The 24424-nt window shown below is 37.7% G+C and carries 22 protein-coding genes, 3 tRNA genes and 1 pseudogene; 13 read left to right on the forward strand and 13 right to left on the reverse strand.

Annotated elements, in window-relative coordinates:
- Window positions 1-51: 51 nt before the first annotated feature.
- Genes MT391_RS07740 through MT391_RS07750 form a run of 3 tightly spaced genes read right to left on the reverse strand, consistent with a single transcriptional unit; the run spans window position 52 to window position 1805 of the window.
- Window positions 52-408 (reverse strand): hypothetical protein, encoded by a 357-nt coding sequence (locus MT391_RS07740; protein WP_499497428.1) that lies wholly within the window; start codon window positions 406-408, stop codon window positions 52-54.
- Window positions 401-1585 carry an Arm DNA-binding domain-containing protein gene (locus MT391_RS07745; protein WP_499497430.1) on the reverse strand — a complete coding sequence of 395 codons (1185 nt, stop codon included), beginning with the start codon at window positions 1583-1585 and terminating at the stop codon, window positions 401-403. The genes MT391_RS07740 and MT391_RS07745 overlap by 8 nt, the downstream gene beginning before the upstream one ends.
- 7 nt (window positions 1586-1592) lie before the next feature.
- Window positions 1593-1805: a hypothetical protein gene (locus MT391_RS07750; protein ID WP_499497432.1), complete on the reverse strand. Its 213-nt coding sequence runs from the start codon at window positions 1803-1805 to the stop codon at window positions 1593-1595.
- 147 nt (window positions 1806-1952) lie between these two features.
- On the opposite strand from MT391_RS07750, the gene MT391_RS07755 reads away from it, so the two are divergent.
- Window positions 1953-2171 (forward strand): helix-turn-helix domain-containing protein, encoded by a 219-nt coding sequence (locus MT391_RS07755; RefSeq protein WP_499497562.1) that lies wholly within the window; start codon window positions 1953-1955, stop codon window positions 2169-2171.
- A gap of 142 nt (window positions 2172-2313) precedes the next feature.
- On the opposite strand, the gene MT391_RS07760 is transcribed toward MT391_RS07755, so the two are convergent.
- From MT391_RS07760 to murB, 5 genes are all read right to left on the reverse strand, one after another.
- Window positions 2314-2388: transfer RNA gene (locus MT391_RS07760), tRNA-Gly, on the reverse strand.
- A gap of 90 nt (window positions 2389-2478) precedes the next feature.
- Window positions 2479-2562, reverse strand: a tRNA-Tyr gene (locus tag MT391_RS07765).
- A 10-nt stretch (window positions 2563-2572) separates the two neighbouring features.
- A tRNA-Thr gene (locus tag MT391_RS07770) sits at window positions 2573-2648 on the reverse strand.
- Between the two features lie 117 nt (window positions 2649-2765).
- The gene (gene birA, locus MT391_RS07775) at window positions 2766-3737 is read right to left on the reverse strand and encodes a bifunctional biotin--[acetyl-CoA-carboxylase] ligase/biotin operon repressor BirA (RefSeq protein WP_499497433.1); all 972 of its coding nucleotides are present in this window, start codon (window positions 3735-3737) and stop codon (window positions 2766-2768) included.
- The gene (gene murB, locus MT391_RS07780; protein ID WP_499497435.1) at window positions 3730-4791 is read right to left on the reverse strand and encodes a UDP-N-acetylmuramate dehydrogenase; all 1062 of its coding nucleotides are present in this window, start codon (window positions 4789-4791) and stop codon (window positions 3730-3732) included. The genes birA and murB overlap by 8 nt, the downstream gene beginning before the upstream one ends.
- A gap of 145 nt (window positions 4792-4936) precedes the next feature.
- Here murB and MT391_RS07785 point away from each other — a divergent pair, with 145 nt between their 5' ends.
- Window positions 4937-5380 carry a GNAT family N-acetyltransferase gene (locus MT391_RS07785; RefSeq protein ID WP_499497437.1) on the forward strand — a complete coding sequence of 148 codons (444 nt, stop codon included), beginning with the start codon at window positions 4937-4939 and terminating at the stop codon, window positions 5378-5380.
- Here the strand turns inward: MT391_RS07785 and msrB are convergent.
- Window positions 5347-5784, reverse strand: a pseudogene (gene msrB, locus MT391_RS07790) (peptide-methionine (R)-S-oxide reductase MsrB); the annotation flags it as partial. The gene MT391_RS07785 and the pseudogene msrB overlap by 34 nt on opposite strands.
- 411 nt (window positions 5785-6195) lie before the next feature.
- Here msrB and leuA point away from each other — a divergent pair.
- Entirely contained in the window at window positions 6196-7746 is a 1551-nt protein-coding gene (gene leuA / locus MT391_RS07795) for a 2-isopropylmalate synthase (protein ID WP_499497439.1), read from the forward strand.
- A gap of 66 nt (window positions 7747-7812) precedes the next feature.
- Window positions 7813-8442: an MBL fold metallo-hydrolase gene (locus tag MT391_RS07800; protein WP_499439407.1), complete on the forward strand. Its 630-nt coding sequence runs from the start codon at window positions 7813-7815 to the stop codon at window positions 8440-8442.
- 85 nt (window positions 8443-8527) lie between these two features.
- Here MT391_RS07800 and MT391_RS07805 read toward each other — a convergent pair whose 3' ends face one another.
- A complete protein-coding gene (locus MT391_RS07805; protein ID WP_499497440.1) occupies window positions 8528-9736 on the reverse strand; it encodes a DUF945 family protein in 1209 nt (402 codons plus the stop codon).
- A gap of 306 nt (window positions 9737-10042) precedes the next feature.
- Between MT391_RS07805 and cobO the strand changes: the two genes are divergently transcribed.
- Window positions 10043-10651 carry a cob(I)yrinic acid a,c-diamide adenosyltransferase gene (gene cobO, locus MT391_RS07810; RefSeq protein ID WP_166368770.1) on the forward strand — a complete coding sequence of 203 codons (609 nt, stop codon included), beginning with the start codon at window positions 10043-10045 and terminating at the stop codon, window positions 10649-10651.
- A gap of 98 nt (window positions 10652-10749) precedes the next feature.
- Here the strand turns inward: cobO and prlC are convergent, their stop codons facing one another.
- A complete protein-coding gene (gene prlC, locus MT391_RS07815; protein WP_166368772.1) occupies window positions 10750-12801 on the reverse strand; it encodes an oligopeptidase A in 2052 nt (683 codons plus the stop codon).
- A 205-nt stretch (window positions 12802-13006) separates the two neighbouring features.
- Here prlC and MT391_RS07820 point away from each other — a divergent pair, with 205 nt between their 5' ends.
- Window positions 13007-14995 carry an ATP-binding protein gene (locus tag MT391_RS07820; RefSeq protein WP_499497441.1) on the forward strand — a complete coding sequence of 663 codons (1989 nt, stop codon included), beginning with the start codon at window positions 13007-13009 and terminating at the stop codon, window positions 14993-14995.
- Window positions 14996-15109: 114 nt separating this feature from the next.
- On the opposite strand, the gene yihA is transcribed toward MT391_RS07820, so the two are convergent.
- On the reverse strand, window positions 15110-15820 hold the full coding sequence (gene yihA / locus MT391_RS07825) for a ribosome biogenesis GTP-binding protein YihA/YsxC (protein ID WP_499497563.1): 711 nt from the start codon (window positions 15818-15820) through the stop codon (window positions 15110-15112).
- A 117-nt stretch (window positions 15821-15937) separates the two neighbouring features.
- Here yihA and MT391_RS07830 point away from each other — a divergent pair, with 117 nt between their 5' ends.
- From MT391_RS07830 to MT391_RS07850, 5 genes are all read left to right on the forward strand, one after another.
- Window positions 15938-16540 carry a c-type cytochrome gene (locus MT391_RS07830; protein ID WP_499497443.1) on the forward strand — a complete coding sequence of 201 codons (603 nt, stop codon included), beginning with the start codon at window positions 15938-15940 and terminating at the stop codon, window positions 16538-16540.
- A gap of 198 nt (window positions 16541-16738) precedes the next feature.
- Window positions 16739-17311, forward strand: coding sequence for a Der GTPase-activating protein YihI (yihI, locus tag MT391_RS07835; protein ID WP_499497445.1), 573 nt, complete (start codon window positions 16739-16741; stop codon window positions 17309-17311).
- 12 nt (window positions 17312-17323) lie between these two features.
- The gene (locus tag MT391_RS07840; protein ID WP_166368780.1) at window positions 17324-17806 is read left to right on the forward strand and encodes a DUF2489 domain-containing protein; all 483 of its coding nucleotides are present in this window, start codon (window positions 17324-17326) and stop codon (window positions 17804-17806) included.
- Between the two features lie 200 nt (window positions 17807-18006).
- On the forward strand, window positions 18007-19374 hold the full coding sequence (gene hemN, locus MT391_RS07845; protein ID WP_499497447.1) for an oxygen-independent coproporphyrinogen III oxidase: 1368 nt from the start codon (window positions 18007-18009) through the stop codon (window positions 19372-19374).
- Window positions 19364-20494, forward strand: coding sequence for an anhydro-N-acetylmuramic acid kinase (locus MT391_RS07850; protein WP_499497449.1), 1131 nt, complete (start codon window positions 19364-19366; stop codon window positions 20492-20494). The genes hemN and MT391_RS07850 overlap by 11 nt, the downstream gene beginning before the upstream one ends.
- A 414-nt stretch (window positions 20495-20908) precedes the next feature.
- Here MT391_RS07850 and MT391_RS07855 read toward each other — a convergent pair whose 3' ends face one another.
- A complete protein-coding gene (locus MT391_RS07855) occupies window positions 20909-21154 on the reverse strand; it encodes a DUF3624 family protein (protein WP_499439415.1) in 246 nt (81 codons plus the stop codon).
- A 182-nt stretch (window positions 21155-21336) separates the two neighbouring features.
- Between MT391_RS07855 and nfo the strand changes: the two genes are divergently transcribed.
- Window positions 21337-22185 carry a deoxyribonuclease IV gene (gene nfo, locus MT391_RS07860; RefSeq protein ID WP_499497451.1) on the forward strand — a complete coding sequence of 283 codons (849 nt, stop codon included), beginning with the start codon at window positions 21337-21339 and terminating at the stop codon, window positions 22183-22185.
- Window positions 22186-22275: 90 nt separating this feature from the next.
- Complete coding sequence (locus MT391_RS07865; protein ID WP_166369013.1) at window positions 22276-24399, forward strand: RelA/SpoT family protein; 2124 nt, start codon at window positions 22276-22278, stop codon at window positions 24397-24399.
- Window positions 24400-24424 lie beyond the last annotated feature (25 nt).

Below are 24424 nucleotides of genomic sequence, written 5' to 3' on the forward strand. Positions count from 1 at the left end.
CTTCCCTCTCAACCTACGAAATTAACACCTCATCACCACTAAGTTCACTTTTTAATACAAAAAAGCATCCTGTTGTAAACTACTTAAGCGCATCAATAAACTGTTCTGTAACTCACTTATAGGACAATAAAACTCACACTGATTTAATTCCACTAACTGCTCAAGTAACCATTGTTCAACCATTTGAATATTCGTCAGATATTCATAGCCAAAGAGTAAAGCGACAGCCCTTTCTTGTTCTTGAATATTTAAGTTTCGACAAAGTATTCGCGCATACTCATAAGTAGACTTTAACAATGCTTTAGTTTTAGCAATTCGCTCCGTCTGTAAATAAGCCAACTTCGCTTCACGATGAAGTATTTCATTATCAATTTGTTGTACTATTGGATGATCTTGGACACTAAGCATTGTCTTCTCCTTGTGTTTCAATATAACGGTCAAAAGCACTACCATCTTGGCGAGTAAGATTCGGCACATAACGCGAATAGACACGAAATAGCATTGTTGTGGTGCTATGGCCCATTTGTTGAGCGATCCACTCTGGTGATTCACCTGCGGCTAATAGTAGAGTCGCAAAAGTGTGACGAGTTTGATAAGGGTTACGATACTTAAACTTCAAACGTTGAAGCATTGGTTCCCAAATAACGCGACTGATGGTCTGATAATTGAAGTGTTTACCATCTTTTTTACAGAAGACAAATGGCCCTAAGTGCTTGGTCATTTTCATCTGTATTTTTAATGCCTCTACAACGCGGTCAGTTAATTGAATGGCACGATTGGACCCATCTGTTTTGGCTTCTGTCATCACTCCTTTTACAAGGCTTTGATCAATGTAGATTTGCTTTTTATCGAAATCGACTTTGTCCCAATGAAGTCCATCTATTTCCCCCGTTCGTAACCCAGTGAAGAACCGCACTGTGTAATAAGGTTTAAAATCCTCTGGTGCTGTTTTAATAAGTCGTTCAACTTCATTCAATGAGAATGGATTCACCTCTGTACGAGGAACTTTTAAGGCTTTTATATTTTTCCAAGGTGTCGTAAACTCATAGCGATCAGCGGCTTCGTTAAGCATCATTCTTAGTGGTGTCATGATATGATTGATACGAGAGGTCGACAGTGTTTTCTTTGTTCGAGTCTGGACTTTGGCGAGAGCAGCTCGAAACGTTAAGATATCTTGTTTTTTGATGACGCTGATCTTCATTTTTCCAAATGCAGGAAGAATGTGAGACTCTAAGATACCTTCGATAGATTCCTTATGGCTTTGACGCCATTCAATGGATTTTTCATTAAACCAAATGACAGAAAACTCTTTTACTGTTGGTGCATCAGCACTGTTGAAATAGTCCGATGCGGTTTGTTTACGTTCGTTTAGATCATTAAATAATTGAACCTTCTGACTATTAGGGAAATATTTGGCATATTGAAAATTCCCTAATAAAATCTCCGCTTCAATCGTTTTTAGTAAACGAGTTAACCGTTTACGATTAGCACTTGTATCATTTAATTGCGTTTGTTCTCGACATCGCTGATTCTGGTATCGGAAGTCTGCAACTAACTTTCCATTTCTTGTATTAATTGTTCCCATATTAACCTCACATTCCAACGATTAATGAATTTGATGAAACCCCATTTAACATCTCTTCTTCGATTCTTTCCCAAAGATATAGAATTTTTCTCCCACCAAATGGTCGAATATAATGAACACCTTCAAACAGAACAGAATCTTTTAACTGCTCACGAATGGTTCTTTGATCATATTTAATTCGTTTTGATAACTCCGAAGTTGTCATATATGTAATATCCATTGTACAATCTCCTAGTAGTTTAATTTGCACATTACAGACTCTAAAAGTCTGCTACAGAACAAATATAGCACAAAAAAAGACCTTTACAACCTTTTTAAGTCTACAGGAGACTTTTAATTACTGGAGAAGACTTTGCTTAAATGTCATTTGTCAAAAATCATGGGAGAACGACGCTTAAAAATGAGTGATGTTTCACGTGATACTGGAATTAATCCAGGCACCATTAGAAGAATATTTAATGAAACAGCGACAAGAGTGGAATTAAATGTTGTTGAAAGTTTATGTGAGTATTTAAAAATTGAGGTTGGAGAACTTTACGAACTCCCAAAGAAAGATTTAGAAAATAATGCAGAAGAAAAAATTTGAAGTCGCTGAGAGATTATTAACCTAGTTAGCATTAAAAATCAGTTTGGACACCAGATGGTCACCGTTTGGTCACCGAACTTTTTTTACTAGGAGCAAAAACAAAAAAACCAAGCACAAGTGCTTGGTTTTTAAGTATAAAACTTGGAGCGGGCAGCGGGAATCGAACCCGCATTATCAGCTTGGAAGGCTGGAGTAATAGCCATTATACGATGCCCGCAAACTGCATCTAGTAGCAAAAGCTACCAAGCAAAAAACAATGCTGTGCATTGTTATCTACTTACTCACTGTGACAAGTGAGATAAAAATATGGTGGAGGGAGGTGGATTCGAACCACCGAAGCTTTCGCGACAGATTTACAATCTGTTCCCTTTGGCCACTCGGGAACCCCTCCAGTACTTAGATGGTGCCGACTACCGGAGTCGAACTGGTGACCTACTGATTACAAGTCAGTTGCTCTACCTACTGAGCTAAGTCGGCGCTGTCTAAGTGCCGCGAATATTAAAGAACTTGAGCACACCTTGCAAGTGTTTCTTAGTAAAAAATTGGAGTTTTTTGATTGTTTGCTTAAAAACAAATCAATTTCTAACATTTAGCCTAATTATTCGCCAAACGTAACGAAATTTCTCCACCAATATACGCTTTCACTTGTTCATCTATTTCCAATAACAAAGCACCTTGATCATTAATTCCTCTGCAAATGCCTTTTTGCACCTTATCAGCCACCAGCAAATTCACTTGTTGGTTAATAAAGCAGTCCAATTCAAACCAACGCGCTAAAAATGGAGCTAGTCCTGTTTCTTCATAGGCATGCAATAGCGTATGCAACTCTTTAATTAATAACCCTGACAGTTTATTACGGTCAACCGGTTGGGTGCTGATGCTATTTAAATCAATCCAAGGCTGATCAATCAATTTACCTTGGGCTGCAGGCATTCTCACATTAATACCAATACCAATCACGGTATGGCAAACATCAGAAGCCTGCGCATTGAGTTCGATTAAGATACCCGCAAGCTTTTTACCTTGATAATAAAGATCGTTAGGCCACTTTAGCCCTACGCCTTGAATTCCTAACTTTTCCAATACATTAACGGTGGCAATACCGACCAGTAAACTTAAACCGGAAGCTTTGTCTATTCCTGCATCTAACCGCCAATACATTGAGAAGTAGAGGTGAGAAGCAAAGGGTGAGATCCACTCTCGTCCTCGTCGTCCTCGTCCAGCTGTTTGATATTCTGCGATACAGGTTTGGCCGTTATTAAGCGAAGAGATTTTATCTAATAAGTATTGGTTGGTTGACTCCAGAATTTGCTCTACATGTACATGCTCTGAGCCACTCACAAGCTTAATAGATTGTTCGTCTAATAATGCTAAGCGGGTGGCACTGCAATAACCTTTTCCAGTGACCTTATAAATATCTAACCCAATCTCTTGCAAGGCTTTGATATAGTTATTAACCGAGGTTCTTGACACCCCTAGTAGCTCACCGATTTTTTCACCGGAATGAAATTCACCGTCAGCTAATAGTGTTAATAACTTATTACCTTGCTCATTTAATTCAGACATTTTGGATCACCTGTTGTAGCGATGTTTCACCCTCGGCATCAATGAAGCGCACTTCATGCTCTAATAGCACCGCAAATTTTTGTAATACTTGCTCTCTGACAAACCATGCTAGTTCAATCACATCCTCTGCCGTTGCTTTTCCATTGTCATTAATAAGCACCAGAGCCTGCTGTAGATGTACTGCAGCGCCACCTACTTTTTTACCTTTTAAACCACATTGGTCTATTAACCAACCTGCCGCTAATTTAACGCTGCCATCGGGTTGTGGATAATGTGGCATATCTGAATGATGGGATAAAAGCTGTTGGCTTAAATGCTCACTGACAATTGGGTTTTTAAAGAAGCTACCGGCATTACCTAATATTTTAGGATCAGGTAATTTTTCGCTACGAATATGGCAGACACTATCAAATATCTGTTTTGCGCTAACTGACTCTTCAGTTTCATTGAGGCCTTGCAACAAACCATAACGACAATGTGCTTGCCATTGCTTAGGTAATTTTAAAGATACTGACGTAATTAAAGCCCGATCTTTTAACTCCCCCTTGAAAATACTATCACGATAGGTGAATAAGCACTGTTCATTGGAGAGTGTGTTGAGGCTGCCGTCAATAAGGTCAATATAATCAACACTGACACAGAAATCTTTAAGCTCAACACCGTAAGCGCCAATGTTTTGTACTGGCGCTGCGCCCACGACTCCCGGTATTAATGCCAGATTTTCTAAGCCATAAATACCTTGTTTGATGGTACTTTCAACTAGTTGATGCCAATCTTCACCTGCACTCACGTTGAGCAGATGATGAGTTTGATCTGCACTATGAGCCACGCCCATTAATTCTACTTTTATCACTAATCCGCTGAAATCGTCACAGAATAAAGTATTACTCCCTCCACCTAATACTAAGATAGGCTTCTCATTAGCACGCATCTCTTTGATCAATGCTAATAATTCGGGTAATTGCGAAAGCTGTTGAAAACGAAAAAGAAGATGCGCATGAGCATCAATTGAAAAGCTGTTAAAAGCCTTGAGTGAGCTGTTTTTTTCAATCATGATAATCCCTTATGGCATTAATATAGTCGCCCCTATTTATGATCTCTTTTTATCGTCACTTTTTATCGTTATTATAAAAATTAAATAGGCCACGGTGAGATAGTTTACCTTATCAATCACTTGAAACAAGTCACTCGGGATTTAGATGGACCTTAACTCACTGCAATTTTGTCAATTACAGAAACACCAAATACCTTTGGTCAATCAATTTTATAAGCAAGTCTATAAAAAAGGGCTTGCGAATAAAAGTGAACAAGTATTTGTTATAAAAAATCAACAAATACTGTGTGCAGCACGGCTAAAAACGGTACAAGGTGCAACACTCTTAACCGGTGTGGCTTGTTTACCTGCACTAAGAGGACAAGGTTTGACAAGTAACTTACTAACCCAATTGCTTAGCGCTCAAATGCAGACTATTTACTGTTTTCCCTATCCACATTTGCAGATATTTTATCAACGACTTGGTTTTCAAACGTTGGATGTATCAACACTACCGGAAAAACTCGGCATACAGTACCAACGTTATAACAGCCGAAAACCTTTACTTTGTATGATTTACGCTGGAAATAACGTTAATAAATCAGCATAACCTTCCTCTGCCATTTTTTCTTTTTCAATAAAGCGTAATGAAGCAGAATTAATACAATAACGTAAACCTGTTGGAGCAGGGCCATCGTCAAACACATGCCCTAGGTGTGAATCAGCTGCCACACTTCTTATTTCAGTGCGTTGTGAAAATAATTTGTTATCTACTTTTTCAGCTAGCTCTGTATCAGCAATCGGTTGTGTAAAACTTGGCCATCCACAGTGTGCATCGAATTTATCTAGTGAACTGAATAAAGGTTCGCCCGATACAATATCCACATAAATACCTTGTGCAGTATTGTCCCAATATAAATTATTAAAAGGAGGCTCAGTGCCCTCCTGTTGCGTCACTTGGTATTGCAGATCGCTTAATTGTTGTTTCAATTCATCTTGTGATGGTTTTTTAAATTCACTCATTATTTTTCCTCTTTGTTCAATGTATTCGATAATACGACTTTATTGACCAGAATAAAATGTTATACCTGTTATCATTCAAGATACAAAAATCAGCAGGTATTGAGATGTTCAAGCTGTGAATATCAAGATGAAGATCTAAAGGCGATAAACACTGCGTGCATTATCTCGGTTATGGTAATAAGCACTTGACGCACAATTTAAAAACCGTAATTATTCATGGCACTATCATATTTCGGGTGAATTGATGACCTTTCTAACTGCACTCCTGCCAAGTTTACTGCTGACGTATAATGCGTACGGGTTGTGAGTGTCTGAATCAATATCAGTTAAACTCTAAAAACCCGTGCACTGCGCGGGTTTTTTTATAGCCACGATAAACCACTATTTATAAGAGGGATTTCTATGTCTGAGCAAGTAATTATTTTCGATACCACTTTACGCGATGGTGAACAGGCGCTAAGTGCAAGCCTTACAGTAAAAGAAAAACTTCAGATTGCCTTTGCGCTTGAGCGTTTAGGGGTGGATATTATGGAGGTAGGTTTTCCTATTTCATCACCTGGTGATTTCGAATCTGTTCAAACCATCGCTAAAGAAATTAAAAATAGTCGCATCTGCGCCCTTTCTCGTGCGTTGCCTAAAGATATTGATGCAGCAGCACAGGCATTAAAAGTTGCTGATGCTTTCCGTATCCACACCTTTATTTCAACCTCTACTATCCATGTAGAAAGTAAATTAAAACGTTCATTTGATGATGTATTAGAGATGGCTGTGAAAGCTGTTAAGTACGCACGTAACTTTACCGATGACGTTGAGTTCTCCTGTGAAGATGCAGGCCGTACACCGATTGATAATTTATGCCGTATGGTTGAGCAAGCCATCAAAGCGGGTGCTAATACAATTAATATTCCAGATACAGTTGGTTACACTTATCCAAGTGAATTTGGCGGTATTATTAAAACCTTATTTGAGCGTGTACCAAATATCGACCAAGCTGTTATTTCTGTACATTGTCACGATGATTTAGGCATGTCGGTGGCGAACTCTATTACCGCCGTTGAAAATGGTGCGCGTCAGATTGAATGTACCATGAATGGTATCGGTGAACGTGCTGGTAACTGTTCATTGGAAGAAGTGGCGATGATTTTACATACACGTAAAGCTAAAATGGGCTACTCAACTAAGATTAATCCCGTTGAAATTGCACGCACTAGCCAATTAGTGAGCCAAATCTGTAATATGCCTATTCAATCTAATAAAGCGATTGTAGGGGCTAATGCCTTTTCTCATTCATCGGGCATTCATCAAGATGGTGTGTTAAAAGCACAGAATACCTATGAAATTATTACCCCTGAAAGCGTAGGTATTTTAACAAATAAATTAAACTTAACTTCTCGCTCTGGCCGCCACGTTATTCAACACCGTATGCAAGAGTTAGGTTACCGCGATACAGATTATGATTTAGAGGAGTTATACACTAGCTTTTTAGCGTTAGCGGATAAAAAAGGCCAAGTGTTTGACTACGATTTAGAAGCGTTAATGTTCTTTAACCAAATCGATAATGAACCTGAGCACTACAAACTTTCAAGCATCAACGTTCAATCTGGCTCTGGCTTAGTGGCGACTGCAACGGTTGTGATGCAAATTGGCGAAGAAAAACGAGTTGTAGAAGCTGCAACGGGTAACGGCCCAATCGATGCTACTTATCAATGTTTAATGCGCATCTCGGGTCTAGACATTAATATGGACTCTTATAAAATTAGCAGTAAAGGTAAAGGCAAAGATGCCTTAGGACAAGTGGATATTGTTGCTTCTTACAAGGAACAAAAATTCCATGGTATTGGTTTATCAACGGATATTATTGAATCTTCTGCCAAGGCATTAGTGCATGTAATGAACCATATTCACCTTGCTAAAGCCGTTGAAGTTAAGAAAAAGCATTTAGCACAAGTATAACCTGATAAAATGAGTTTGATAAAAAGGCAACCAAGTGTTGCCTTTTGCATTATTAAGGACTGAAAAATGAAAATAGTTGTTATTCCGGTTACACCTTATCAACAGAATTGTAGCTTGGTCATTTGTGAAACAACAAAAAAAGCAGCGGTCGTGGATCCCGGTGGTGAAGTAGAACGCATTATCAGCGCGATTAAAAACCATCAAGTGACCGTTGATAAAATTATCTTAACCCATGGGCATTTAGATCACGTGGGCGGCACTGAACCATTAATGCAACGCCTAAATGTACCCGTTATAGGCCCAGAAAAAGAGGATACTTTCTGGTTAGAAACACTCGAACAGCAAAGCCAAATGTTTTCTTTTCCTAAAACAAGCAGTTTTTTACCAACGCAATGGTTACAAGAAGGCGATGTAATTGAAGTAGGCGATATAAAACTCGACGTTTTACATGTACCAGGACACACACCAGGTCATGTCGCTTTATTTGATGCCAACAGCAAGCAAATTATCGTGGGTGATATTTTATTTAATGGATCGATTGGCCGTACTGATTTTCCACGTGGTGATCATGGGCAATTAATCTCAGGCATTAAGCAAAAAATACTCACTTTACCTGAAGAGACAGTGGTTTTTCCTGGGCATGGCCCAACCACTACCATTGGCAGAGAAAAAGTCAGCAATCCATACTTACGTTAGTTTTTACTAAAAAGCGTGAATAAGTATAAAGCGAGTGACACATTTTTTATTACAGTCTCTTCACTCGCTTTATAAACCTTAGCTTTTACATAGGAACAACTTGCCCGTTTACCTTCAGCTCACCTCTATCTAAACTCGAGGCTAGCGTTAACTGCTGATCCTGTTGTTTTAAGATACCACTAGCCATTCCCATTTGTATGAATCCGCCAACATTAGGTTGTTGTGCTAGCTTTTCCGGTAAACTCACATTTAATTCACCGTTGCTATAATCGATTAAAGCCAGTGGGTTATCCATTACTTCGGTGAGACCTGTACCACGCTGAATATTGAGATCAAGGTCAGCATTGACCTCTCCCCAAGGCGTATTTGAACGTAGTGTTTGTAAAGTAACTTTACCTCCTAAGCTCAAAACATGTCCCAATTGCTGCTTAATTAGGTGCGGCCTTTCTAAACTCGATTTTAAGTCTTGTAGCGCTGCCACATTAAGTCCTGATAACAATAGTTTAATATGATTATCAGTAAAGATTTCCTTCCCGTTTTTAAGCTCTTTTATGCGCCAGTCACTTACTGTATTAACTGTTTGTTGCTGTTGACCTATTTCACTTTTCCCTTCTAAACGTACCGATTTAAGATGTAGCTGTTGCTCTGCACGCTGGAAATTAAATTGAGCAAGATGCATCTGGTATTGGTAGTTAAATAAATCAGTATCTTTTACCTGTGAAAAAGTCGCTGATATCGCAATATTATCCGTAGCAAATTTTTCATCATGAATAGCGCCGCTAAATCCAGCCCAATCAATATCAAAAGAACCAGAATCATCTTTTAAATCATATTGATAGTTAAAGAATAACGGTGCGCTATTCAAACTTTCAACCTGATTATTAAATGCCCCTGCAACCAATGTTACTTTTCCTGTGACATTACCTAATAAATTGAGTTCTTCTGTCGAGAATAACCACTGATCAGTTTTGAAGTATTGTGTCAATTTTTGAGCTTGATGCGAATCTAATAACTTAATTTTACTATTCGCGATCGCTTTATATGGGTAATGGCGAATATTAGAATCAATCACGATATATTGCACACCTTGCCCTTCTACTGGGATCCTGATTTTAATTCTCGCATGTGCTGTTAAAAATGATTTCTCATAACTAATCAACTGTACTTGTGTTTGTTTGTTTTGTGACTGTATCACCTGCTTCTCAAATTCAGTTTGTACCATTTCACCAACAAAATAGGTACTCACTAATGAGATAAAAAAAAGTGCAAGTATTGAGATAAATAATTTTTTCATTGTGCCCTTATTAAAAAAATGGCGTCTAGTGAGATCCAAAATCGACCTGCCTAAGGAGTGTATTTACTTCATTATTTATTGAAAACATTGTAGATTACAATAGTTGAATCAAGTTTTTAGTCGATTCGACCAAAATAAATTCAAATTAAAACCACAATGGTATTTTAACCTCTATGCCTTGCACCTGTTCACCTCACGTCTTGCTGATTTTTGCATCTTGAATGGTAACAGGTATATTAATCCATCTATAGGCCTGAACCATTCAGGTCTATGTTCGTCACCTATTTAGTACAATAAGGAAAAAACATGGCTGCTGATAAAATTTCAGAAGAAAAGCATTTAAAAAAAATGAAAGCGGTAAAAGAAAAACAAGATCAAAAAATTGCAGCAGCACAGGAAGAGCGTGGTGTGAGTATCCTCTTAGCAGGCCCAGGTAAAGGTAAAAGTAGTTCTGCTTTTGGTATGTTAGCGCGTTCACTAGGCCATGGCCATAAAGTTGCGGTTGTACAGTTTTTAAAAGGTGCGATGTCTACCGGTGAGGAGAAATTTTTCACCAGCCACGACAATGTGGATTGGTTCACTATGGGTGACGGTTTCACGTGGGAAACTCAAAACAGACAAAAAGATATCGATAGTGCTAAAAAAGCCTGGGACAAGGCGGCTGAATTAATGGCTGATGAACAATATAATTTAGTTATATTAGATGAAATTACTTATATGTTTAAGTATGAATATCTTGAGATTCAACCAACTTTAGATGCGCTAAAAAATCGCCCTAAAAATATGAACGTGGTATTAACAGGCCGTGGTCCAAAGCAAGAATTAATCGATGCAGTTGATACTTATAGTCTTATCCTAGCTGAAAAGCATGCCTTTAAAGATGGCGTTAAAGCACAAGCTGGCATTGAGTGGTAAACACTAAGTGATATAAGAGTAATATAACACCTAGAAAAAGGGCTTGTAAGTGATTCACTTCAAGCCCTTTTTTATTACTCGTTTAAAGCGATTTAACGTTATTTAATACCAGAATGACGTAATAACGCATCAATTGATGGCTCGCGTCCCATAAAGGCTTTAAACAATTCCATTGGTGCTTCGCTACCGCCTTTTTCAAGGATATTAGTTAAAAACGAACGTCCCGTCTCTGCATTAAAAATACCCGTTTCTTCAAAGCGAGAGAAGGCATCTGCCGATAATACCTCAGCCCATTTATAGCTGTAATAACCTGCTGCATACCCCCCAGCAAAGATATGACTAAAACTATGTTGGAATCTATTAAAGTCAGGCGCATCAATGACTGCCACTTTAGAACGTACTTCTGCTAACACTCTTTCAACTTGACCTTTTTCACCCACTTGGTATTGATTATGTAGAATAAAATCAAATAATGAGAACTCAAGCTGACGTACCATTTGCAATGCACTATTATAGTTTTTGGCTTCTAGCATTTTTTGCAATAGATCTGCAGGCAATGTATCACCGGTATCAACATGGCCAGAAATCAAGGCTAACGCTTCAGGTTCCCAACACCAATTCTCTAAAAACTGACTTGGTAACTCGACTGCATCCCAAGGCACACCACTGATGCCCGAGACACCAGATGATTCAACTTTAGTTAACATATGGTGAATACCGTGACCAAATTCATGGAATAACGTAACCACTTCATTGTGTGTAAACAATGCTTCTTGATCACCAACTGGCTTATTAAAGTTACAGGTCAAATAAGCGACAGGCAGTTGCAAGCTACCATCCACTTTACGACGACGCCCACGGCAATCTTGCATCCAAGCACCGCCACGTTTGTGTGCACGCGCGTATAAATCTAAATAGAAACTACCAATATGCTCTTTTTGACGATTAAATATTTTAAAGAAACGCGCATCTTTATGCCAAGTATCAACATCTTTAAACTCTTTGATATTTAAATCAAAGAGACGATGTACAACATCAAATAACCCAGAGACAACTTTGCTCTCAGGGAAGTAAGGGCGTAATTGTTCGTCGGATATGTTGTAACGTTGCTGTTTTAATAACTCAGCGTAATAACTTAAGTCCCACGCTTGTAAATTATCTAATCCGTCTTTTTGTTGTGCAAAAGCAAATACTTGGTCACGCTCTTGTTTCGCCTGCAGTATTGATTTATCCGCCAGCTCTGTTAAAAAATCAATAACTTGAGATGGTTTTTCAGCCATTTTTGTTGCTAAGCTATATTCACCAAAGTCATTAAAATCTAATAATTGAGCAAGTTCATGTCGTAACGATAATATCTGTTCAATATTTTCACTATTATCAAATTCGTTGGCGTTAGGACCTTGATCAGAGGCGCGTGTAGCAAAGGCGGTGTAAACCTCTTTACGTAATTCACGATTTTCTGCATATGACATCACAGCTAAGTAACTTGGAAAATCTAATGTAAATAAATAGCCTTCTAGCTCTTTTTCTTGTGCGGCTTGTTTAGCTGCTGCTATCGCTGTTTTTGGTAGGCCTGCTAGAGTGTCTAGATCAGTAACCAATTTACTCCAAGCGATGGTGGCATCCATTACATTGTTGCTAAAAGAAGATTGTAACTGTGAAAGTTGTTGTTTAATTTCACCGTAACGTTGTTTCTTATCATCACTTAATGCAATACCTGCTAATTTAAAATCACGCAGTTCATTTTCAACTACTTTTTTCTGTTCATCTTTTAATTCAGCAAATTCTGCACTATTGGCTATGCTTAAATAAGCTTCATACAGACCTTGGTGTTGACCGACAAAAGTACCATACTCTGAAAATAGGCCGATACATGCATCATGTGCAGCACGTAACTCATCATTACTAACCACTGCATTCATATGTGACACTGGTGACCATAGTTTTCCAAGATGATCATCTGCTTCATCTAATACGGCTACAAAATTGTCCCAGGTATAAGTATCTAATTCTGCTAACTTTTGTTCGATTAATGCTTTATTATCTGCAATCGTTTGTTTGACAATGGGTTCGATTTCATCAATCTTCAACTGACTGAAAAAAGGAAGGCCATCGGTTTTTGTTAAGCTCGAGTCTTTTGTTATAGTCATAGAATTCATCTTATCTGAGAAGGAACTGATAATATGCGGTCACAAATGATAAAATTCAAGGTATTGAATTCAGGCTAACTGATATTTTTTACCCTCAACAGTAAAATTGCACCGCTCACAGTACGTAGACACTGTCAGATGACGATATAGATGTAACAAATATCGTAGAGTTCTCGACATACATTTAAGCAATGGATTGATATTAATGCCTATAAATAAAATAACTTCTTTAGCAGAGCAGCCTCCTCTTCAAATAAAAAGCAGCTTATCCATTCGTTTACTTTCTTATATTTTAATTTGTAGTACCGCCCTAGCCATTATAATCACCTTGTTACAATTATTATTAGATTATCAACAAGATAGAGCAAAAATAGAAGATAGTATTGAACAGGTCAGATCCAGCTTTATACAGCCGCTCGCGGTTAGCTTATGGAATTTTGATAAAGAACAAATAGATATTCAGAGTAAAGGCATTATGAACTTGCCTTATATACAATACATAAAAGTACAGGAAGTCGTTGGTAATACCGAAGTAGCGATTTCACATCAAGGTACTAGCCAAGAGCACTACGATATTAGTAAAAAGTTTGACCTAATACATCAAGGTCAAGTCGTTGGTACCTTGTTTGTAGCGGCTTCTTTAGACCAAGTTTACGATAATTTAATCGAGAAATCGTTATTGATCCTAGTTGGGCAAACCATTAAAACTATGGTCGTATCCATTTGTATATTAATGATTATTTATTACATGGTTATCCGCCATATTAATAAAATTGCCGTTTATACCCGCAATATTAAACTCAGTGCAAGTAATAGAGATTTAAGATTAGATGGACGCGACCGTTATATTTCATCGAAAAGTGATGAACTAGATGAACTTGTTTATTTACTAAATAAAATGAAAAAACGTATTGTGGCAGAACTCACCGACAAAGAAACAGCCATCAAAGAACTGCAACAAGAGCGAGACTTCTCAGCCACCATAATCAACTCATCAAGTACCATTATTTGCTGTCTAGATGCTAACTTTAAAATATCCACTATAAACCCTGCGGCGGTTATTCTGACGGGATATTCACAGGAAGAGTTAAACCAAAAGAATTGGTTAGATATTTTTGTATCAGAAAGCCGTAAACAAGAGCTACTAGACAAACTTGCAGAGAACGAACCCTTACAGGGTATTGAAATCGAGATGCACGATCAAATGGGTGAAGTTAATACGCTATTATGGACCTTTTCCGCTTTTTATGAAGGCATGGATATTAAGTATTTGATTGGATTCGGTCACGATATCACACCACAAAAACAAGTAGAGCAAGAGATGCTGCTGCTTAATGACCAACTTGAAGAAAAAGTCACTAAACGAACAGCGGCTTTAACCGCCAGTAATAGCCAAATGATCCAAACCGTTGAACAGCTAAAACGCACCCAACAGACATTAGTAGAATCTGAAAAAATGGCTTCTTTAGGTAGTTTGGTTGCCGGTGTCACCCATGAAATTAATACCCCAATTGGTATTAGCGTTACCACTGCAACTGCGCTACAGGAAGAGATTGCTGGTCTAAAAGGCAAACTTGCAGATGGTCAACTTTCAGACTTTTATTTACAAGGTTTGATTGAACGCTTTTCAGAATCGGGTCGGTTATTACACAGCAACTTAAAACGCGCGGCTGATTTGATTAATAGTTTTAAACAAGTGGCTGTGGATCAATCTTCAGAGGCTTGTTATACCTTTAAATTAAAAGAAAATATCGAACAGGTCGTTACTTCGTTAAAGTATAAAATCAAACAAAGCCAAACCACGATTACCATAACCTGTCCTGAAGACCTTGTTATTTATAGTTTCCCCGGAAGTTTTGTACAGATTTATTCTAATTTAATCATTAACTCTCTGATCCATGGTTTTCAGCAATGGGATGATCAACGTCAGATTTTTATTGATATTGAATTGCAGGAAACAACGCTTGTGATCGATTATCGAGATACTGGTAGAGGCATTCCCGAAGACATGACAGAGCGGATCTTTGACCCCTTTGTAACGACTAAAAAAGGATCTGGAGGAAGTGGTTTAGGCACGCATATTGTTTATAATATTGTGACTCAATTGTTTAAAGGAGAAATTGAATATATGCCCTCGTCGCCCGGCGCGCACTTTGTGATGAGAATACCTTATCGAGCTTGTATGAATTCTTAGTCAGTTTGGGTTATATAAAAACGACGATAAAGCACATGAAAACTGCCGAAGATAATCTAACGGCAGTGTTCGGATTTACTTCACTGTATCGAGCTTACTCAGTTATATCAGGTTTTACTCAACTATAGTTGTTGTCTGCTCTGAATCAAGTTCGGTATTTACTTCACTTTCTTCTGCTGTTGCCGTTAGTAAGTCATGCTCGCCATACCATTGCGCTATTTTACGCTCTAATACATCAACACCTAACCCTTTCAAAGATGAGAATAATTCAACTTGCACATCACCTTCAAAATTTTCAGCTTCTTCACGCATTTTTAACAATGTTGCTTTACGTGCGCCCTGTTTTAATTTATCTGCTTTAGTGAGCAACGCTAACACCGGAATATTCGCATCAATAGCCCAAAATATTAGCTGTTGATCTAAATCTTTAAAAGGATGGCGAATATCCATCAATACCACTAAGCCTTTTAGTGATTCTCTTTCTTGCAAGTACTCACCTAGCGATTTTTGCCATTTTAGCTTCATTGCTAACGGTACTTTTGCAAAACCATAACCAGGTAAATCGATCAGCCTTTTACCTTCTTCGATTTCAAATACGTTAATTAATTGCGTACGACCAGGTGTTTTACTGGTTCTTGCTAAACTTTTTTGACGAGTAAGGCGATTTAATGCACTAGATTTACCTGCATTAGAACGACCAGCAAACGCGACCTCGATACCACTTTCCACCGGTAAATGCTTATCTAAATGGCGAATATCAGGTGCACTAATTAAAAAATGTGCTTTTTGAAAATGTATTTTTGGAAATTCCACGATATGCCTCATATGTTTGTGTAGCAAAATTGTTACTTTACTGAAAACTTGTGTAAACTACACAAGCTTTATTTGCGCACATTGTAGCACGCCTGAAATAACAAACTTTAAGAATTAGATTGGATAGTTATGAATAAATTATTAGTAGCAGTCATCGCAGTATTGGGTTTTATTAACGTAGCTCAAGCACAAGGCGATATAGAAGCAGGGAAAACTAAATCAACGACGTGTGTAGCTTGTCACGGCGCTGACGGTAATAGTCCATCAAATCTATATCCAAAAATAGCAGGACAACATGCCTCTTATCTTGTAAAACAATTACAAGAGTTTAAAAGTGGTGATCGTGAAGACCCTATCATGGCAGGTATGGTAGCAGGGCTTTCAGAACAGGATATGGAAGATTTATCAGCCTATTTTGCTTCTCAAACAATGACGCCTGAAACCGTTTCTCCAGAAGTGGCAGAAGCAGCGAAGAAGTTTTACATGGGTGGTGATTTAGATCGCGGTATCCCAGGATGTACAGCTTGTCACGGCCCTAGAGGTAATGGTTTAGAGCTTGCTAAATTCCCTAAAATTTCAGGGCAACATCCAGCTTACTTAAAATCTCAACTTGAAAAATTCCGTAGTAATATTCGTCATAATGCACCCAATGGTATGATGAAAGATATCTCAGCTAAGTTAAGCGATACTGATATCGAATTATTATCTGAATATATTTCAGCATTACATTAATCATTTCTAATTAAATCGCTTAAAAAGGCATATCTTTAGAGATATGCCTTTTTTTATATGCTTTTTTAAGTTTTATAAACCTGCTATTCTGCGCAACACTAACATCCCCCATTTTGGTGCTAATAGCGCCGCTATCATTGATGTTGAAAAATGCTATCCGTAGCCATACATTATGATTGATATAAAAGGTAACTAAACATGTCTCGTACTAAAAAAAGCCGTAGCGCAGGTAACTCTGAGCCTAAATTTGATGGCAGCAGAAAAGAAACGTCATCACAAGCTCAGGCTTCACGTGATAAAAAACGTAAAGATAAATTAAAAGGTAATAAAGCCGGTAACCGTAATGCCGTTGAATCAAAGCAAAGCGCGCAAAAAAATCAGCGACAAGCCAATAACGACAAACGTATTGGCAGTAAAAAACCAATTGCTTTAACAAGTAATGATCAACCCCAAGAAGCTGTTAAGCCAAAGGTTCAATTACAACCCAAAGCGAAAGTCATTAAAAGCACAGTACAACAAGTTCCAGAAGCTCCTAAGTTATCACCGGAAAAAGAACTTTCAGAGCTTGAAAATAATGAACGCTTAAATGATTTATTAGAGCAAATGGAAACGGATCAAGCTTTATCAAAAGAAGACCAAACTTGGGTCGATAAACAGATGAAGCGCCACCAAGAGTTAATGAAGAAATTAGGTTGGATTGATGACCAAGGCGAAGAAGACTTGTTACAGCAATTTGAAGATGCAAGCTCAGCTTTAGATGAATTTAGATAGGCGAAACCCTACATGGACATGATGATGATATTAGCAACCTTAGCGGTTGTGATAGTACTTGCTCTGGCTTTTTATGCTGGCATGTTGCTCAATAAATTAAAAATGCAAAAAGTACAGGCTTTGAAACTTGAGCAACAGCAAGAGTTAACAAAGAAGCAGAAGATTGAAGATAGAAACAATAACATTGTTGAAAGTATTCGCTTTATCGCTAAAGCGACTACACAAAAGCAATGCAATGTATCGGAAGCTGCTATTCGTTTAACGGTATTATTAGAAACATTACAACTGTCAAAACCCATTGATATCGCGGCTACTTACCCAGCTTTGACGGCTATGTATGAAAAAGTAAAAGACATGCCAACCCATGATGAGCGGAAGAGTTATCCAGTAAAAGAAATTAAAATAATGGATATTAAACGCGAATTATTTGAAGTAGAAGTTGAAGAAGATATCATTAAAGAAAGTGCAAAATTAGCAGAGTTTACTATTCTATAGCCTTTACCATTCAAGGTGAGAAGTCACCTAGCCGAGAAATGAATAGACTCTTGGTATAAAGGTGTATCGCTAATGAGCATAGTATAAACAATAACTTAAATATACTTTTTGTCAGATGGACTGATATAACGCAATATAACTCGCTTCAAACGATGCTACTATTGCGTTTCTAACCTACAAAATAATAAAGAGAGTTGAAAATGCAGCAGCTTGTATGGGATCAGGCCCTAATTGAAAAGTATAATTATAGCGGTCCTCGTTATACTTCCTACCCAACAGCGTTGGAATTTTCTGAAAGCTTTGAATATGCGGATTTAATTCAAGCAACGGATACCTATCCCGACCGACCTTTATCTTTATATATCCATATCCCTTTTTGCCATAAACTTTGCTATTTTTGTGGTTGTAATAAAGTGATCACTCGTCACCAAGAAAAAGCAGACAAATACTTAGATTATTTAGAAAAAGAGATAGCAAACCAAGCAGTTCACTTCAAAAATCGCACAGTGAGCCAACTTCACTGGGGCGGTGGCACTCCCACTTTCTTATTACCACCGCAAATTACACGATTAATGACCTTATTACGCACTCATTTTACTTTCTCAGAACAAGCAGAGTTAAGTATTGAGGTTGATCCACGTGAAATTGAATTGAGTACTATCGACCACTTAGCAAAAGAGGGTTTTAATCGTCTTAGTTTAGGGGTTCAAGATTTTAATAAAGACGTTCAAAAAGTGATTAATCGTGAGCAAGATGAAGATTTCATTGAACAACTTTTAACTCGCGCTAAAGAACAAGGTTTTCAATCTACTAATCTCGATATGATTTATGGACTGCCGCTACAAACAAAAGAAACCTTTGCTTTCACGCTAGAGAAAGTCTTAGCCCTAGATCCTGCACGTTTATCCATTTTTAACTATGCACATATGCCAAGTCTTTTTGCGGCACAGCGAAAAATCAATGAAAATGATATGCCAAAACCTGCAGTGAAATTGGCCATGCTACAACATACTATCGAGTTTTTGACCGCATCAGGTTATCAATTTATTGGTATGGACCACTTTGCTAAACCCGATGATGAATTAGCTATCGCGCAGCAAAAAGGTGTTTTACATCGAAATTTTCAAGGATATACCACTCAAGAAGACGCCGATTTATTAGGGTTGGGTGTGTCCGCAATCAGTCAGATTGGCCACTGTTACTCGCAAAACCAGAAGAAGCTTAGTGATTATTATCAACAAGTTGAAGAATTAGGTCATGCACAATGGCGTGGTGTCGCACTGACTCAAGATGATTTAATTCGTCGTGAGGTGATCAAACAATTGATCTGTAATTTTAAATTAAATAAACGTGACATTGAAAAGCAATTTAATATCCAATTTGAAGACTATTTTGCAGAAGATATCATTTTATTACAGACCTTTATCGATGATCAGCTTGTGGTGATTGATACTGAAAAAATTCAAGTTTTATCAACCGGGCAATTATTGATACGTAACATCTGTATGTGTTTTGATGTTTACCTACGCAGTAAAGCACGTCAACAACAGTTCTCGCGTGTCATCTAACCCGCTAACATCTGTGCCAACACAGCCGATTTATTATATTGGTTTAATGTCTGGCACTAGCTTAGATGCCATCGATGTTGCTTTATGCCAGCGCCAAGGAACTCGCTTTGAACAAGTCGCCGGCACCGCGATAGCACTAGCGCCATCATTACGCGAAAAATTACTCACCATCTGTAACGAAAAAAAAGTGACCTTACAGACATTAGGTGAAGTCGATCATCAGTTTGCCTTAGCTTGTGCAGAAGCAGTGCTTGTACTGTTGAAAAGTCACAACATAGAAGCCAGTAATATCGCTGCTATTGGCAGCCATGGCCAAACTATTTTCCACTCTCCCGATACTCAATATGCCTTCACACAACAAATTGGTGATGCCAATTTAATTGCAGCTAAAACACAGATCCCCTGTGTAGCTGATTTCAGAAGAATGGACATGGCTTACGGGGGTCAAGGTGCGCCGTTAGTGCCTGCTTTTCATCAAGCTTTATTTGCACAGGAAAAGCAACAACGTGTGATCCTCAACATTGGTGGCATTGCTAATATTAGTATTCTCAATGGGACTGAACATGCTTTTGGCTATGATACCGGTCCAGGCAATATGTTGATGGATGCATGGATTCATTTACATCATCAACAAGCCTTTGATAAAGAAGCTTGGTTTGCCGTCACAGGTAAAGTTAATCAAAGCTTATTAAGTGCTTTATTAAACGATCCTTACTTTGTATTAAGCGCACCAAAAAGTACTGGCCGAGAAAAATTTAACCTAAACTGGTTACAACAAAAATTAACCTCGCACGTAGTAATTAAAGAAGATGTACAACGTACCCTATTAGAATTTACTGCGGTGACAATTTGTGACCAAATAAAGCAACAAAGTGATGTATGTAATGTTTACGTGTGTGGAGGTGGTGCACTTAACCCATTATTAATGCAGCGTTTAAAAGACTTAATGCCAGGTCATAAAGTACAAACGACACAGGCTTTAGCAATTGATCCTATGTATGTAGAAGCAGTAGCATTTGCTTGGTTAGCTGAACAGCGGATAACAGAAAAGACGGTAACTTTAAAAGCAGTGACTGGTGCACTACGAGATGCCATTTTAGGCTGTGTCTACTTACCTTAAAACCGCCTATCTTAAATACAGCTTAACTTAACAACTTGCTTACCTTAAAAACAGTTCACTTTAACAACTTTTTACATTAACAACTTTCCACCTTAACAACCATGACGCTATAAACGAAGTGCAGGGCGAAGTTATATAGCTATGTAGTTATGTAAATTATGTAGTTATGTAGTTATGTAGTTATGTAGTTATGTAGTTATGTAGTTATGTAGTTATGTAGTTATGTAGTTATGTAGTTATGTAAGTTATGTAGTTATGTAGTTATGTAAGTTATGTAGTTATGTAAGTTATGTAGTTATGTAAGTTATGTAAGTTATGTAAGTTATGTAGTTATGTAAGTTATGTAGTTATGTAGTTATGTAAGTTATGTAGTTATGTAAGTTATGTAGTTAAAGTTTTTTATCTCCTATGCGATTAAAGATCTTTACTGTCTTTCCAGCGATAGAAACTCCAAGCACTTAAATGCGCTAACATCAATAACACTAAGCTACCTAGAAACATGATTAAAGCAACACGTTGCACCGCTTGTAATGCACTAATATCAATCCAATAATAAATGCTTGCTGTCAGCGCCAACAATATAAAATTAATCCACATACATTGCTTACAACGACCTAGTTTTTGCTTAATCAGTGTTGTGGCACAAAATTCACAAGACATTTTTTACCTCTCTTTCAGTGACGTTATTAGTCGATACCCATTAACATCCATCAATGATAGCGAACTAAAATAAGCCCCCCTGTTATAGTTTTTATTCTAACACGTACGCCTAACGGTGAATCTGTATCTTGGTGTAGTTTAAGTATATACTCGTTATCCATTCAAATTTTAGGCGATTATTAATGAAGTACATTGGTGCGCATGTAAGCGCTGCAGGAGGGGTTTTTAACGCCCCAAAAAATGCCCATGATATCGGCGCAACAGCTTTTGCACTATTCACCAAGAACCAACGTCGCTGGGAAGCAAAACCTCTCGATGAAAATACCATTCGCAAATTTAAAGCGGCTTGCAAGCGTTATAACATTAATAGCAATAATATATTACCCCATGACTCATATCTTATTAATCTAGGTCACCCGGAAGCGGAAGCTTTGCAAAAATCTAGAGCTGCTTTCTTAGACGAAATGCAACGCTGTGAACAATTAGGATTAACATTATTAAACTTCCATCCAGGCAGCCATCTTAAAAAAGCGACGCCGGAAGACTGTTTAAAACGTATTGCAGAGTCAATCAATATTGTTCTACAACAAACAACCTCTGTTTCAGCTGTGATTGAAAACACTGCAGGGCAAGGCACAAACTTAGGCTACCGTTTCGAGCAACTTGCAACGATTATTGAGCAAGTAGAAGATAAGCAACGTGTTGGAGTATGCATAGATACTTGCCATACTTTTGCTTCGGGCTATGATTTACGTGGCCACCAAGCAACTGAAGCTACATTTAAAGCTTACTCTGATATTGTCGGATTTGAATATTTACGCGCGATGCATATTAATGACAGTAAAGTCCCTTTTGCTAGCAGAGTTGACCGCCACGCGCCTTTAGGTGCTGGAGAAATTGGTTGGGAATGCTTTGAATTTATTATGAAAGATCGTCGTTTTAACCACATACCATTAGTTTTAGAAACAACTGATGAAAGTTTATGGCCGCAAGAGATAAAGCAGTTAAAACTTTGGGCTGGTTGTATTTAAAAGCTATTTGTTACTTTATAGCATTAAACACTTTGAAACTCATTAAACAGCGATTATGCTACTAAAGTAGCACTAAAATTAAGGAAAGTGATATTTATGTTTCAAACACTAAAAGCGTCGATTCAAACCTATATGACAGAAGAGCAATGTGCCTTTGTCGAACGTGCATATCATTATGCATATGCAGCACATGATGGTGTGAAAAGAGCAAGTGGCGAACCTTATATTACTCACCCCGTTGCAGTGGCTGAAATACTTGCAGCTATGAAATTAGACTATGAGGCTATTTCAGCAGCATTAATGCACGATGTATTAGAAGATACTGATACCACCCATCAAGAACTTTCCGACGCATTTAATCCAAATGTCGCGCAACTGGTTGAAGGTGTTACTAAGCTAGATAAATTTAATTTTGAGAATCGCGAACAAGCACAAGCTGAAAACATCAGAAAAATGTTAATTGCGATGTCTAAAGATTTCCGAGTAATGTTGATAAAACTAGCGGATCGCGTACACAATATGCGTACACTGGATTCACTTCGGTTAGATAAACGTCAACGTATTGCCCAAGAAACCTTTGAAATATTTACACCTATTGCTAACCGCCTTGGTTTACATCACTTAAAAAATGAATTAGAAGAGTTAGCCTTCAAAGCACAAAATTCAGCACGTTATCATGTATTAAAACAAGCAATCACCAAAGCACGTGGTAATCGTAAAGATTTTATTGCCAGTATTTGTGATGAAATTTCTGAGCAACTTGAGTCGATGTCCATTGATGCACAAGTGATTGGGCGAGAAAAACATCTCTATAGTTTGTATAAGAAAATGCGTAAGAAAGGCTGTCAATTCCATGATGTAATGGATGTTTATGCATTTCGTATCATAGTTAAAGATTTAGATACTTGTTATCGTGTTTTAGGGCAAATACACCATTTGTACCAACCTAAATTAGAATATTTTGAAGATTATATTGCGCTGCCTAAAACCAATAGTTATCAATCATTGCATACTACGCTTATTACCCATGAAGGTGTGAATATAGAAATCCAAATTCGTACTGAAGATATGGATGCCGTTGCTAAGCATGGTATTGCAGCTCATTGGAGTTATAAAGAAAGCGCACAAAGTTCTAATATAGCCGCTCAATTACAAACGCGTAATTGGTTCCAAGGTTTAACAGAGCAAGAAGACCAGAATACTAACTCCGTTGTTTTATTAGAAAATATTAAACAAGAGTTAGGTAAAAATGATATTCATGTATTAACGCCACAGGGTAAAATCATTGTTTTACCGGCATTAGCCACCGCGGTTGATTTCGCCTATGCCTTGCATACAAACATAGGTCATCACTGTATTGGTGCAAAAGTGGACAATGAGTACTCATCATTAAGCCAAAAATTAGAAAGCGGACAAACAATTGAAATTATTACCGCTAAAAAGCCTAATCCAAGCCCTGAATGGTTAAATTTCGCAGCTACCCACAGAGCGCGAAACAGTGTGCGTAATTATCTTAAGCAATTACCACAATCAACCACTATTCCAATGGGCAGACGCTTATTAAAACAAGCGCTGAATGCGACCAACTTGACGGATATTCCACAGGAGAATATTGATAAAGTCATTGCCGATCATCATTTAGATGGTTTCAACGATCTATTACATGCTATCGGCAGTGGAAAACTGTTAAGTATTATCATCGCAAGGCGTTTACGTGGTAATGCCGACGAGTTAACTGAGTCTCATCATAAACAGCAAATTAGACAAAGTGCCATTAAGGGCGCTGAAGATATTATGCTGTCCTATGCCAACTGTTGTAAGCCATTGCCAGGCGATCAAATTGTTGCTCATACGAGCTCGGGTAAAGGTTTAGTTGTACATATTAAAAGTTGTCATAATGTAATTGGGTTTGAAAATGAACTAGATAAGTATATTGCTGTCGAATGGGACATGAACTTTATGAATCAATATGAATACTCAAGTGATTTGAGCATTCAAATGGTAAATCATAAAGCAGGTTTAGCAAGAATGTTTAATGTAATTGCCAAGAGTAATGCCAATGTAGTGGACTTACAGACAACTGCAGTCACTAATCAAATTTATTCGATTAATGTGACATTAACAGTTATTAACCGAGTACATTTGTCACGTATTATGCGACAAATTAAGAAACTAACTGGTGTTAAAAGTGTCAAACGAAGCAATAAAAAGTAATAAAAATAGTTAATTTTCAATTATC

Source organism: Vibrio sp. 1-Bac 57, from assembly GCF_037546855.1.
Lineage (GTDB): Bacteria > Pseudomonadota > Gammaproteobacteria > Enterobacterales > Psychromonadaceae > Psychromonas.